General features: G+C 40.0%; 17 protein-coding genes. 1 reads left to right on the forward strand and 16 read right to left on the reverse strand.

Going from position 1 to position 13432, the window contains the following annotated elements:
• Positions 1-13 precede the first annotated feature (13 nt).
• The 16 genes from yqeK to fabT all read right to left on the reverse strand — a co-directional run bounded on the left by yqeK (position 14) and on the right by fabT (position 12114).
• Positions 14-607 carry a bis(5'-nucleosyl)-tetraphosphatase (symmetrical) YqeK gene (gene yqeK / locus KFO35_RS10710; RefSeq protein ID WP_002314176.1) on the reverse strand — a complete coding sequence of 198 codons (594 nt, stop codon included), beginning with the start codon at positions 605-607 and terminating at the stop codon, positions 14-16.
• Complete coding sequence (locus KFO35_RS10715) at positions 591-1241, reverse strand: nicotinate-nucleotide adenylyltransferase (RefSeq protein WP_002316969.1); 651 nt, start codon at positions 1239-1241, stop codon at positions 591-593. The genes yqeK and KFO35_RS10715 overlap by 17 nt, the downstream gene beginning before the upstream one ends.
• A gap of 9 nt (positions 1242-1250) precedes the next feature.
• Positions 1251-1562: a ribosome assembly RNA-binding protein YhbY gene (gene yhbY / locus KFO35_RS10720; protein ID WP_002315279.1), complete on the reverse strand. Its 312-nt coding sequence runs from the start codon at positions 1560-1562 to the stop codon at positions 1251-1253.
• Between the two features lie 15 nt (positions 1563-1577).
• Complete coding sequence (yqeH, locus tag KFO35_RS10725) at positions 1578-2687, reverse strand: ribosome biogenesis GTPase YqeH (protein ID WP_002310374.1); 1110 nt, start codon at positions 2685-2687, stop codon at positions 1578-1580.
• Positions 2684-3211, reverse strand: a complete 528-nt coding sequence (locus tag KFO35_RS10730; RefSeq protein ID WP_002310373.1) for a YqeG family HAD IIIA-type phosphatase — start codon at positions 3209-3211, stop codon at positions 2684-2686. Before KFO35_RS10730 ends, yqeH begins: the two co-directional genes overlap by 4 nt.
• A 227-nt stretch (positions 3212-3438) precedes the next feature.
• Positions 3439-4224, reverse strand: a complete 786-nt coding sequence (locus KFO35_RS10735; RefSeq protein ID WP_167513746.1) for an acetyl-CoA carboxylase carboxyl transferase subunit alpha — start codon at positions 4222-4224, stop codon at positions 3439-3441.
• A complete protein-coding gene (gene accD, locus KFO35_RS10740) occupies positions 4217-5086 on the reverse strand; it encodes an acetyl-CoA carboxylase, carboxyltransferase subunit beta (protein WP_002310370.1) in 870 nt (289 codons plus the stop codon). Before accD ends, KFO35_RS10735 begins: the two co-directional genes overlap by 8 nt.
• Positions 5087-6466 (reverse strand): acetyl-CoA carboxylase biotin carboxylase subunit, encoded by a 1380-nt coding sequence (locus KFO35_RS10745; protein ID WP_002315280.1) that lies wholly within the window; start codon positions 6464-6466, stop codon positions 5087-5089.
• 7 nt (positions 6467-6473) lie between these two features.
• Entirely contained in the window at positions 6474-6893 is a 420-nt protein-coding gene (gene fabZ / locus KFO35_RS10750) for a 3-hydroxyacyl-ACP dehydratase FabZ (protein WP_002310367.1), read from the reverse strand.
• A gap of 24 nt (positions 6894-6917) precedes the next feature.
• Positions 6918-7394: an acetyl-CoA carboxylase biotin carboxyl carrier protein gene (gene accB, locus KFO35_RS10755; RefSeq protein ID WP_002315281.1), complete on the reverse strand. Its 477-nt coding sequence runs from the start codon at positions 7392-7394 to the stop codon at positions 6918-6920.
• Between the two features lie 2 nt (positions 7395-7396).
• Entirely contained in the window at positions 7397-8632 is a 1236-nt protein-coding gene (gene fabF / locus KFO35_RS10760; RefSeq protein ID WP_002315282.1) for a beta-ketoacyl-ACP synthase II, read from the reverse strand.
• An 18-nt stretch (positions 8633-8650) separates the two neighbouring features.
• Positions 8651-9388: a 3-oxoacyl-[acyl-carrier-protein] reductase gene (fabG, locus tag KFO35_RS10765; RefSeq protein ID WP_002315283.1), complete on the reverse strand. Its 738-nt coding sequence runs from the start codon at positions 9386-9388 to the stop codon at positions 8651-8653.
• Between the two features lie 11 nt (positions 9389-9399).
• Positions 9400-10317 carry an ACP S-malonyltransferase gene (gene fabD / locus KFO35_RS10770; RefSeq protein ID WP_002315284.1) on the reverse strand — a complete coding sequence of 306 codons (918 nt, stop codon included), beginning with the start codon at positions 10315-10317 and terminating at the stop codon, positions 9400-9402.
• Positions 10318-10423: 106 nt separating this feature from the next.
• Positions 10424-10648, reverse strand: a complete 225-nt coding sequence (locus KFO35_RS10775; RefSeq protein ID WP_002287614.1) for an acyl carrier protein — start codon at positions 10646-10648, stop codon at positions 10424-10426.
• Between the two features lie 53 nt (positions 10649-10701).
• Positions 10702-11664, reverse strand: a complete 963-nt coding sequence (locus KFO35_RS10780) for a beta-ketoacyl-ACP synthase III (protein WP_002315285.1) — start codon at positions 11662-11664, stop codon at positions 10702-10704.
• Between the two features lie 9 nt (positions 11665-11673).
• A complete protein-coding gene (fabT, locus tag KFO35_RS10785) occupies positions 11674-12114 on the reverse strand; it encodes a fatty acid biosynthesis transcriptional regulator FabT (protein WP_002310362.1) in 441 nt (146 codons plus the stop codon).
• A gap of 305 nt (positions 12115-12419) precedes the next feature.
• Between fabT and KFO35_RS10790 the strand changes: the two genes are divergently transcribed.
• Positions 12420-13385 (forward strand): GIY-YIG nuclease family protein, encoded by a 966-nt coding sequence (locus KFO35_RS10790; RefSeq protein ID WP_025477264.1) that lies wholly within the window; start codon positions 12420-12422, stop codon positions 13383-13385.
• Positions 13386-13432: the final 47 nt, after the last annotated feature.

The raw sequence follows: 13432 nt of genomic DNA on the forward strand, positions 1-13432 counted from the left end.
AATATTGAGTGGCTTATTTTTTTGCTACCCAGTAATTATATGTTTCGATTGTTTTTGGATAAATCTGTTGTTCTTGTGCAAGTAGATGGGATAGCGTATGTTTTGTTTCAAATGCTACTGCTTCATCTAGATCAACCCATGCAATTGTCCGTGCATCTTGCACCCCAGGAAAATCCCGACCTGGTTCAATATAATCTGCTACATAAATGATTTTGTCCAGGAGACTCATTTTAGCAGCGCCAGTCGTATGCACTCGTATCGCGTGAAGAATCTCTGAATCAGTGATTCCTAATTCCCGTTCTACAAATGAAGCACCAACAAGCCCATGCCAGATAGCATTATTATAATTCAATAATTCTGGATCAAAACCGTCTCTTACGATCACCATTTTGAACTCCTCATCTGGTCGTTCTTTCGCATAATCGTGTGTCAATGCAGCGATACTAGCTTTTTCAGGAGAAGCACCGTATTTTTTGGCAAGAGCAACAGCTGTTTCTTCTACTCCAAGCACATGCTTGAAACGTTGTTCGCTCATTCTCATCTGTATTTTTTGCATCAGGTTTTCTCTAGAATAAGCAGTATATTCATTACTATAGTCCATCTTCATACAACCCTTCATTTTGGATATAATCAATTACTTTATCTGGAACAAGATAGCGGATAGAACAGCCTTCTTTGATCTTTTGACGTATTTTTGTGGAACTTATGTCGATTTCAGGTACATCTACCCAAATCACAGGATATGGCGTATCTGTTGTGTAACCTGGTCGACGTATGCCCACAAAATTGACCATCGAAGTCAACTCATCAATTTTATACCATTTTGGCAAATATTCTACCATATCCCCGCCGATAATAAAGTAATAATCTGTATCCGGATTGTTTTGTGTCAATTCCTTCATCGTATCATAGGTGTAGCTTTTCCCACCACGAGCTAATTCAATCGTTTCAATCTGCAAAAAAGGGTTGTCTTCCACCGCTAATTCCAACATGTTGAGTCGGTGTTTTGCATCAATCGTCTCTTTCTCATCAACATGAGGCGGCTGATAAGAAGGCATTAAAAATACGCGGTCAAGACCTAAATTCCGGCCAGCTTGTTCAGCCATCACTAAATGAGCAAGGTGAACGGGATTGAACGTTCCACCTAGGATCCCTACTTGCTTTTTCTTCTCTAAGAATTGAGGCATTTCTTTAGGAAATAGTTGTGAATGAACAAATGTCTTAGCTTGCGTATTCATCATGGTCACTCCTTATATTGCTTTTACTTCATTTGATAACCTTTGATACTTTTCTTTTGTAGAAGGTTTGTATAATACGATCACTCGTCCAATGATTTGGACGATTTCACAATCGATTTCTTTTTCTAATACTTGAGCTGCTTCTTCTGCAACCTCATCTGTATTTTGAAGTAGAGATACTTTGATCAGTTCTCTTTTTTCTAAAGCTTCTTCAATTTGGACGATCATTGCTGAATTAATTCCACCTTTACCGATTTGAAAAATCGGCTGAAGATGATGCGCTTTGCTACGTAAAAAACGCTTTTGTTTTCCTCTTAAACTCATAATTTTCCTTCTTCCTTAAATCAATGCTTTGCGTTTCAATACATCTACACCCTTTGGCGCCCAGCCCGCAATTACTGCTGGCGCTGTTACAGTGATCCAGCCTAGACCGGCAAAAACGATGTCTGTTTTTTCTTTCACAGAAAACTCAAAACGAACAAGCTCCGGAAATGCCTCGACTTCATCAGGACGAGGAGGCTGTAATAATCCACCTACATGTTTTTGATAAAATTCGTCTGCTTTTTCCAGTTTCGTTCGATGAATATTTACATCATTTGACACATAAGCAATAAATGAAGCACGATTGCCGCTGATAAAATCAAACCTTGCAAGTCCACCCAAGAAAAGTGTTTGCCCTTCATTCAGCTGATAAACTTTAGGTTTGATTTCTTTTAACGGGGCAATGATCCGCAAATCTTTTTTACCTAAGTAGTGCGCCATTTGATGTCGATGGATGATCCCCGGTGTATCAATCAAAAAATGTCCATCATCTAAAGGAATCTCGATTTTATCCAAGGTCGTTCCGGGAAACTGTGAGGTTGTGATCACATCTTGTACTCCCGCTGTATTTTTGATGATTTGATTGATAAGCGTTGATTTCCCTACGTTTGTTACTCCGACGATATAGACATCCCGTCCATCGCGGTATTCTTCAATTTTTTCTAATAGTTCCGTCATCTCATGAGATTTCTTAGCACTAGTTAGTAATACATCTACTGGACGAATCCCTGCTTCGTGAGCACGTTCCTTCATCCATTGTGTTAATTTAGGTTTTTTCAATGATTTCGGTAATATATCCACTTTGTTTCCCACTAAAAGTACTGGATTATCACCGACAAAACGGTGTAGTCCTGGAATCAGTGAACCATTGAAGTCAAAAATATCCACCACATTGACAATCAATGCATCTTTTTGCCCTAATTCATTCAGTAAGCGTAAAAAGTCGTCATCCGTCAATGAGACATCTTGGATCTCATTATAATGGCGTAATCTGAAACAACGCTGACAATAGACTTCCCCGGAAGCTAACCCTTTTTCCAAAGCCGTTTGCGGCGTGTATCCTAATTCACCGGGTTTGCTTGTTTGTATAACGGCACCACAGCCGATACATTGTAATTCTTCTGTCATTCGATTCCACCTCGCCAGCCCATATCAGGGTATTTTGCTAATAGATAGGCCATAATTCTTTTTTCCCAAAAACGATTAAATTGTGTCTTCCAACTATCTGTTGCGATGATGGGTTTTACAAGGATGCTACGTATCCCTGCACGGTTGGCTCCACGTATATCAGTCATGATCTGATCGCCTACCATTACTATCTCATCATCTGCTAAATCCAATTGTTTCTTTGCTATGTTGATCCCTCTTGCTAAAGGTTTCATTGCTCGTGCAACATACAAAAGATCAAATTTTTCAATCGCTCGCGCGACACGTTTTGAATTATTGTTTGAAACAACAACAACAGGGATTCCTGCATTTTTCATTTCTAAAATCCACGTAAGCAACTCTTCTGTTCCATCTGGATTATTCCATGCAATCAACGTATTGTCTAAATCTGTCAATACTGCTTTGATGCCTAGATTCTTTAATTGGGCAGGTGTAATCTGATAGATGGCTTCTACCATCCATGTTGGTTTGTAATTTGAAAACATGTTGTCTCCTCATCTGCAAAAAATGAAGGAGCACATAAAGTACTCCTCAACCCCGTATTATACTGCATATCAGCAAAAAAAACTACCTCTATACTCGTTCCTCTTTCAGAAAAAGCATTTCTTTACAAAATGACCAAAAATAAAGATTGATCACAGAAAAATTTAGAAACAAAAAACAACTAAGCGAGCAAGAATCATTCTTTACTCTTTGCTTAGTTGTTAAACACCTAATATTGGCGGAACCTCTTGTATCGTTTTCCCAGTAGTTCATGCTGGTCGAATCGAACAAGTTCCGTCAATTTTTCAATCAACGCTTTTTTCATGATGTGAGCAACTTTTTGCCGTGGCAACTGCTCGCCGTTGAACGTTTCAGGAATCACTCGATCCACGATTCCTAGCTCACGTAGTTCTGGTGCAGTAATTTTCATCAACTCGGCTGCTTCTGCAGCGCGACTGCCGTCTTTCCACAAAATCGAAGCAAACCCTTCTGGGGAAAGTACAGCATAGATCGTTTCTTCTAGCATCCAGACTTCATCCGCTAAACCTAGAGCAAGGGCACCGCCACTTCCACCTTCACCAATGATGACGGCGATGATTGGTACTTTTAAATCAGACATTTCGAGCAGATTTTTGGCAATTGCTTCTCCCTCGCCACGCTCTTCTGCTCCTATACCGCAATAGGCACCTGCTGTATTGATCAATGTAATCACCGGTCTATTGAACTTTTCCGCTTGCTTCATCAGTCGTAAAGCTTTGCGATAGCCTTCAGGATGAGGAGAACCAAAATTTCTGCGGATATTTTCCTGAAGATCCCTTCCTTTTTGAATACCTATCACTGTTACTGGTTTGCCATCTAATCGAGCGATGCCACCAACAATCGCTTCGTCATCTGCAAATAAACGGTCACCATGGCATTCCTCGAAAGAATCGAAGATCTCTTCAAAAAAGTCCAAGCTAGTCCATCGTTCTTTAGCTCTTGCTAACTGAACGACATCATGTGCTGTTTTATCCACGATCTATCCATCCTTTCTGTGTATGCAATTCAAGAAGCGTATGGATTTTCTGCTTCAATTCCATGCGGGGAACAATCTGATCGACGAAACCATGAGACAATAAGAATTCGGCCTTTTGAAAATCTTCTGGAAGTTCCTGCTTGATCGTCTGTTCGATGACACGTCTTCCAGCAAAACCAATCAAGCTTTGGGGTTCTGCTAAAATGATATCACCTTCCATTGCAAAACTGGCAGTTACTCCTCCGGTCGTCGGGTCTGTCAAAACAGTTAGATAAAAAAGGCCTTCATTACTGTGCCGTTTGACAGCAGCAGAGATTTTCGCCATCTGCATCAGAGAAAAGATGCCTTCTTGCATCCGAGCGCCTCCTGAAGCCGTGAACAAAACGACTGGGAGTTTTTCCTTTGTTGCTCGTTCGAATAACCTAGTGATTTTTTCTCCAACAATCGTGCCCATACTTCCCATGATAAAATTGGGATCCATCACTCCAATAATGAAGGGGATTCCCTGAATGGTTGCTTTACCAGTGAGGACTGCTTCATGGAGCCCCGTTTTATCTTGCATTTTTTTTATTTTTTCCGTATATTCAGGAAATGCTAGCGGATCTTCGGTTACAAGATCCGTATCCCATTCTTCAAAACTTTTTTCATCAATGATCAAAGCTAGACGCTGCCATGCACCGATTCGAAAAGCGTATCCGCAATGGGGGCATACTTTTTCTTCACCGATGTCTTTCGTATAAAGGATATGTTTGCAATTTGGACACTTCGCCCACATGTTATCGGGAACAGATGGCGAGTTAGCAGGTTTGCTCTCTCTATTAGGATTGATCCGAATATATTTCTTTTTCTTAAACAGAGCCATCTATGCGCCTCCTATCTCCGTTTCTGGTGTCCAATTCGGTAAAAATTCTTCTTGTAAAAATGCTGTGCTGTAATCACCTGCTATTACTGCTGGATGACTAATCAAATCCATCTGAAATTCTGCGTTCGTAATGACCCCTTCTGTGATAAATTCACTTAAGGCTCGCTGCATCTTCATCAATGCTTCAAAACGTGTATTTCCATGGACAATAATTTTCGCAATCATTGAATCATAATATGGCGGGATCGTATAGCCTGGATAAACCGCACTGTCTACCCGCAACCCCATCCCACCTGCTGGAAGTAGCAAGTTTTGGATTTTCCCTGGTGAAGGAGCAAAATGAAAAGCGGGATTTTCTGCATTGATTCGGCACTCGATGGCGTGTCCTTGGAATACTACTTCTTCTTGACGCACATTCAAAGGTTCGCCGGCTGCTATCTCCACCTGTTTTTTTACTAAATCGATCCCTGTGACCATTTCTGTGACGGGATGTTCCACTTGGATTCGAGTATTCATCTCCATGAAATAAAAATCGCCTTCTTCATCCATCAGAAACTCGATCGTTCCGGCATTTTCATAATTGACTGCTTTAGCTGCTCGAACAGCAGCGTCTCCTAGTGCTTCTCTTTTTGATTGTGAGATCACTACAGAAGGAGATTCTTCCAGTACTTTTTGATTGTTACGTTGCAAAGAACAATCTCGTTCACCTAAATGAATGACATTGCCAAAATGATCACCTAAAATCTGAACTTCTATATGGCGAGCAGGATAAATGATTTTTTCCAAATACATATCATCATTTCCAAATGCCGCTGCTGCTTCTTGCTGAGCTGAAGAAAAATGCTGTGGAAGTTCTTCTTTTGATTGAACTTTTCGAATGCCTTTCCCGCCACCGCCTGCAGCTGCTTTCAGCATCACTGGATAACCGATCCTGTCTGCTATTTCCAATGCTTCTTCTACAGTAGATAATACACCAGTACTTCCTGGGATGACCGGGACATTTGCTTCTTGCATCAATTGACGCGCATTGATTTTATTCCCCATTGCATCAATTGTTGCGCTTTTAGGACCAATAAATGTGATATTGCACTCTTCACACATGGAGGCAAACCGGCTATTTTCAGATAAAAATCCAAAACCTGGATGAATTGCTTCAGCTTTTGTTACGATTGCAGCGCTCAGTACTTCTTGAACATTCAGATATGAATCAACCGCTTTTGCCGGACCAATACAGATTGCTTCATCTGCTAGCTGTGTATGAAGTGCTTCGGCATCTGCCTCTGAATATATCGCTACGGTTTGGATCCCTAATTCGCGGCATGCACGAATGATACGCACAGCGATTTCGCCACGGTTAGCTATCAAGACTTTAGAAAACATATTTCACCTATCCAATCATAAAGGTTAATTCCGCTTCGGCTACTTTTTTACCGTCAACCTTAGCGATTCCTTTGCCTATTCCGGCTGAGGCTTTCACTTTCAATATCTCAACTTCAAGATATAAGGTATCGCCCGGTGTAACTTTCTTACGGAATTTTGCTTTGTCTAATCCGCCGAAGTAAGCCGTTTTACCCTTGAACTGTTCAAGAGAAAGTAATGCGACTGCTCCTGCTTGCGCCATTGCTTCAACAATCAGTACCCCTGGCATAACAGGCTCTTCTGGAAAATGTCCTTGAAAAAAGGGCTCGTTGATCGTTACATTTTTCTTAGCAATGATCCGTTCTCCTTCAACCATCTCTTCCACTCGATCAATCAAAAGCATTGGATAACGATGCGGAATAATTTCTTTGATTTCTTGTATGTTCATTTATTTCCCTCTTTCCTGCTTTGCTTATTTTGGCTGGATCCTAAAGAGTGGCTGCCCATATTCAACAACTGACTCGTTTTCTACAAGGATTTCTGTGATTACTCCATCGGCCTCACTAGTTATCTCATTCATTAGTTTCATCGCTTCAATAATGCAGATAACTTCTCCTTTGGCAACTTGATCACCTTCTTTTTTGAAAGCTGATTTGTCTGGTGCCGGTTGCAGATAAACGATTCCCACGATTGGCGAAACAACCTCGATTCCATCAAATACTACCGATTCTTTTTCCTTCGTTGGTTCTGGAACAGTTGTTGCTTGTTCAGGCATGGCGTTAACTGGCTCCGAAACTGGCAACGTTTCGTTTGTTTGAACCATATTCATGCCTCGACTTGTTTTATTTTTATTCATGTACAATTCAAATTGACCTTCACGCAAGTCAAATTCCGTTAGCGAAGATTGATCAAATTGACTAACTAATTCTCTAATTTCATTGATATCCAAAATTATTCCTCCCAGCGTTTCATACAAAGAACCGCATTATGTCCGCCAAACCCTAATGAATTGCTCATTGCATAAGTAAAGCTTGCAGGTTTGCTTTCGTTTTTGACAACTGTCAAATCAATCTCAGGATCTTGTTTTTCTACATTGATCGTAGGTGGGATAAATTGATGTTCCAATGCCATCAGAGTGGCTAATGCTTCGATCCCGCCGGCTGCTCCCAATAAATGTCCAGTCATTGATTTCGTACTGCTGACATAAGTATCTCTGAAATTTTCACCTAGTGCGAGTTGGATTGCTTTTGCTTCTGCCTGGTCATTAGCTGGCGTACTCGTTCCGTGCGCATTGATATATCCAACTTGCGCCGGCTGTATACCAGCTTCTTCCATCGCAAGCTTCATTGCTTTAGACGCACCAGAACCATCTGGAGTAGGGGCTGTCATATGGTAAGCATCACAATTTGAACCGTATCCAACGATTTCTCCATAGATTTTGGCACCGCGAGCTTGTGCATGCTCTAAAGATTCAAGAACTAGAACACCTGCTCCTTCCCCCATCACAAAACCATTTCGATTTTCATCAAACGGGATCGAACCACGATTAGGATCAGTTGATTCCGAAAGTGCAGTTAAAGCTGCAAATCCAGCAATCCCCATCTCACAAATCGTTGCTTCTGTTCCTCCAGCAAGAATGACATCTGAATAGCCATGTTTGATGTTACGGAATGCTTCACCGATTGAATTCGTTCCGCTAGCACAAGCTGTTACGATAGCTGTACAGATACCTTTTGCGCCTACTCGTAAAGCAATATTTCCAGCTGCCATGTTGGCAATCGCCATTGGCACGAACATTGGAGAAACTCGTTTTGCGCCTTTTTCATGCAGACGGATAACTTGATTTTCGATTGTCGGAAGACCACCGATTCCTGATCCGATGATGACACCAAACCGGTCTTGATTCATTTTTTCTTTATCTAAACCGCTTATCTCCATTGCTTCTAAAGCAGCGTAGATCCCATAGATCGAAAACATATCCATTCGTTTGCTATCTTTTTTAATAAAATATTTATCGTAAGGGAAATCTTTGACTTCACCCGCTAAGGTAATCCCTGTTTCTGAAGCATCAAATTTAGTGATCGGTGCGATGCCATTCGTACCCTCTTTTAAGCTATTCAAAAAGCTGTCTGCGTCATTTCCAATAGGTGAAGTGACTCCATAGCCAGTAATTACCACTCGATTCATTTATTTGCTCTCCTTTTCTTATCCGTGCATGACCAATCCGCCATCGACATTGATGACTTGGCCGGTGATATATGGATTTTGTGCTAAGAAAACTGCTGTTTGTGCAACATCTTCTACTTGTCCGAAACGTTGCATTGGAATTTGCTTTTCCGCTTGCTCCTTGACTTTATCTGCTAAAACTTCCGTCATATCAGTTGTGATGAATCCTGGTGCAATGGTGTTGCATGTGATACCTCTAGTCGCAGCTTCTCGTGCAACCGATTTTGTCAATCCTACGACACCAGCTTTGCTAGCTGCATAATTTGCTTGTCCGATATTTCCAATCAATCCAGATACACTAGAGAGATTGATGATGGCCCCTTCTCGCTGTTTCATCATTTTTTTCAAAACGTGCTGCGTCATATTGAAGGTACCGATCAAATTGATATCCAGACATTTTTTGAAATCTTCTGCATCCATCCGCATCACAAGTTTGTCATTTGTGATTCCGGCATTGTTTACTAAGATATGGATCGATCCAAGCTTTTCTTCTGCTTCTTTGATCATTTGTCCTGCTTTCTCATAATCAGAGATATCGCCGGAAACTCCTACGCATTTTACACCGAATGCTTCAATTTCTTCTATCTTTTCTTTTGGAATCTCTCCGCGCCCATTCAAAATAATATTTGCTCCAGCTTTTGCAAAAGCTAAGGCCATCGCTTTGCCAATTCCTCTTGTGCTACCTGTGATAAATACATTTTTCCCTTTTACATCCATAACCTTCCTCCTTATAATTTTGCTATTGTTTCATCAAATGTCTGCTTATTCTCAACACGCAGAACTGGTATCGTTTTATCAATTTTTTTCATAAATCCGCTTAATACTTTTCCGGGACCGACTTCAATGACTTGCTCGATACCGATTGTTTTTAATTTATGGATACTCTCGTAGAAACGAACAGGTTGCATGACTTGCTGTTCAAGTAGTCCCGCTATCGTCTCTTTCTTCATTATTTCCGTTGTTGTGTTGCTGATGACTGGAAAAGAAGGGTCAGAAAATTGAATATGACTTAGATCCTTCGCCAGTTTTTTTGATGCTGGTGCTAAAATAGCTGTATGGAAAGGTCCACTGACATTTAGTGGGATCATCCTTTTGATTCCTTTTTCTTTTAAGAGCAAAACAGCTTCATCTACGGCTTTTTCTTCGCCACCGATCACGATCTGCTGAGGTGTATTGTAATTAGCAGGAGACACGATGCCGTACTTGCTTGCTTCATGACAGCTTTCCTCAATCGTCTCAATCGGTGCATTCATTACTGCGACCATTTTTCCGCTTCCAGCTGGGGCAGCTTCCGTCATATAAGCGCCTCTCTTCGCTACTAGTGCAACGGCTTCAGTGAAGGATAACGCATCACTGGCTACTAATGCCGAATATTCTCCTAAACTCAGTCCTAAAGCTGCATCTGGGACGATTCCATGCTCCTTCAATAAGCGATAATACGCAATGCTGACTGTTAGAATAGCTGGCTGTGTATATTGTGTCTGATCCAAACGTTCATTTTCTGAAAAGCAGAGGTCGGCCATATAGTAGCCGAGAATCTCACTTGCTTCATCAAATGTCTGCTTTACAACGGCTTCTTCATATAAATCTTTTCCCATACCTTGATATTGTGCACCTTGGCCACTAAATAAGAATGCTGTTTTCATGTTTTTCTCCAATATATCCAGAATATATGTTTGATTCTTCTTATTCAAAAAGGCCGAGACATCCCTATTTCAGGAAATGTCCCAGCCCCCAACCTAATTTTAATGATTATGCAGTTTGTTTTTCTACGTAAGTCACTAAATCTTGAACCGTTTTGATTCCGTCTTCTGTTTCGATTTTTACATCAAATTCATCTTCAATTTCATTGATGATTTGGAATAAATCCAAGCTGTCAGCTTCTAAGTCTTCTTGGATGTCAGTAGTCAATTTGATTTCTTCAGTTTCTTTTCCTAATTCTTCTGCAATGATTTCTTGAATTTTTTCGAATACCATAATAATATATTCCTCCGATATTGTTTGCTTTTTTATTTTTATAATTTAACAGTTTACAGCTCCATGAGGATACTTCCCCACGTTAAACCTCCGCCATAGCCTGTAAATATTACTTTCTGTTGTTTTCCCAAGGTGATCTTTCCGCTAGAAACTGCTTCATCCAATAAAATAGGGATACTTGCAGCAGAGGTATTCCCGTACTTATCCATATTGGTCAGGAATTTTTCTTGCGGCATCTTTACTTTTCGGGCGATTTTCTCAATGATCCTGAGATTTGCCTGATGCAAAAGCAGATAATCAACTGGCGTGTCTATCATAACTTCTTGGATATTGTTTGCAACATCTCGAACGGCGAAATCAAAAATATCTCTGCCGGTCATTCGCAAATAATACGAACCTTCTGAATCTTCTGAATAGAACGGGTTTTTATTTTGCTGGTAGCCAGCAGTCAGTGAGGTACTTCTGGTACCATCAGTTGCTAATTTTTCTTTCAGCAATTTTTTTTGTGGGTTTGCTTCTAAGAGAACCCCGCCTGCTCCATCACCAAATAATACAGCAGTCGTGCGATCAGACCAATCGATTAGCTTAGACAGTGTTTCACCACCAATTACCAATCCTTTAGTTGAGCCGCAGCGGATCATTTTTTCAGCCATGCTTAACGCATAAACAAATCCTGAGCATGCCGCGCTGATATCGAAAGCAATAGCATTAGCTGCTCCCAATTTTCCTTGTACTTGTGCTGCTACAGATGGTGTCGTGTAATCGGGCGACATTGTTGCTACTAAGATAAAATCCAAATCTTTAGGGTTCAGCTTTTTTTGTTGCATCAATTTTTCCGCCACTAAGATGCATAAATCAGATGTCTCCTGATTTGTTACACATCTTCGTTCACGAATACCCGTCCTTGATGAAATCCATTCATCCGAGGTATCCATCATCTTGGAAAGATCATTATTCGTAATGATCTTTTCAGGAAGGACGCTGGCTGTTGCAGTAATCATTCCAAATTGTTCCATTAAATATCCTCACTTATAGTCTTGCAAGAAGTCATGCAAGTTTTTCAGTGCATCCAGCAAGGCATGCTGTTCTTCCGTAGCCATTCCTTCTAAGATGTTCTTGACCATTTCACGATGAAAATGCTGATGGACCCGAAACAGTAACTTTCCTTTTTTCGTTAGTCCCAACTTTACAACACGACGGTCATCTTCACTGCGGATACGTTCGACATAGCCTTTTTTTACTAACTTGTTAATAGCAGTGGTCAAGGTCCCAACAGTAATTGATAGTTCTTTGGCTACTTCTGAAGTTGTTTTTTTCTTGTACATCCCGATTGCCTCGATCGTGTGCATCTCTGTGATTGACAGATCTTTGAATTGAGATTTTTTCAACTCAGACTCTTCGATTGTCAAAATATCATTGAAGACACTAACAAGATAATCATTTACTGTTTTTAAATCTGGTTCCATGTTCCACCGTCCACTAATTAGTTTGATTATCAAATCTTTTGATGTTCAAACTATATCTTAACTTTTTTCAAAATGCAACCGTAAAAGTTCATTTTTTTGCTATATGAGTTTATTTTAAGATTTTACTCATTTAAAAAAACTGATAGATCAGCATTTTTTATTTACTTTATTAGAAAAACTATTATACTGACATATTTTGATTATCAAAGTATTTCTTGTTGATAGAATGATCCAATTTCCTAAAACTTGTCCATTATTTCAAAATTTGTTATAGTCTTTTTATTCAAAGCGTGAAAGGAGACCCTATGTTAAAAGAAAAAATAAAAAATCTCCCCATGCTGCCGGGTGTCTATCTTATGAAAAACCAAGAAGGGATGGTCATCTATGTTGGTAAAGCAAAACGGCTCAAAAATAGAGTAAGCAGCTATTTTCATCAGAATAAACAGCATTCAAAAAAAGTATTACGTATGATTCATCATATAACAGATTTTGATTTCGTCGTAGTAGATACAGAATTAGATGCTTTGTTGCTTGAGTGTCAACTGATCCAACATTACCGTCCTTTTTATAACCGACAAATGAATTATTTCAGTAACTACAATTATGTACATATTTCCAATAAGGGATTTGTATTAACAGATACTCCTACGGCTCGAACATACGGGCCTTTTCGTCTCTATAAAAAAATGCCGTCTATTTTGCGTATAATGGAAGAAACGTATCAAATGCCTTGGTTGTCTGAAATCAGCTTATTAGCTTTGCGAGTCCAGCTTCCTGACTTACAGGAAATGACTTTTGAACAGAAAAAGAAGGAGATCCAAGGACTGTTTCAGGGTCGCAATAAAAAACTGCTGACTTACTTGAAAAAGAGACAACAACATTTCATCTATCAGCTGAATTTCGAAAAAGCTGGCATGCTTCAAAAAGATATCGAATTAGTTACTTATTTCATCAGACGGATCCAAGAACAAAAGCAGTTTTTAAGAACACCATCCCTCACATTCAGCATGCCACTGGCAGCGGATGAAAGTCAGAAAAAGCACTACCTTATTTGTTACGGACAGCTTGCAGAAACAATGATTGCTTCTGGGGACAATCCACCTGACTTTTATTATGAAAAAAAAGAAGCTCATTTATCTTTGAAACGCCAATTATCAAAAGAAGAAATCGATCCTGTACAAATTTTGATTAGTTACCGCAAAAAATTAGGAAAGGAACAGATCGAAATGGAACAATTAAACAAAAAAGAAGCTGAAAAGCAACTAAATTAGCTGCTTCTCGGCTTCTTTTAGGCATCTTCAACTTCAAATGTCAATTA

It is taken from the genome of Enterococcus lactis, assembly GCF_015751045.1.
GTDB lineage: Bacteria > Bacillota > Bacilli > Lactobacillales > Enterococcaceae > Enterococcus_B > Enterococcus_B lactis.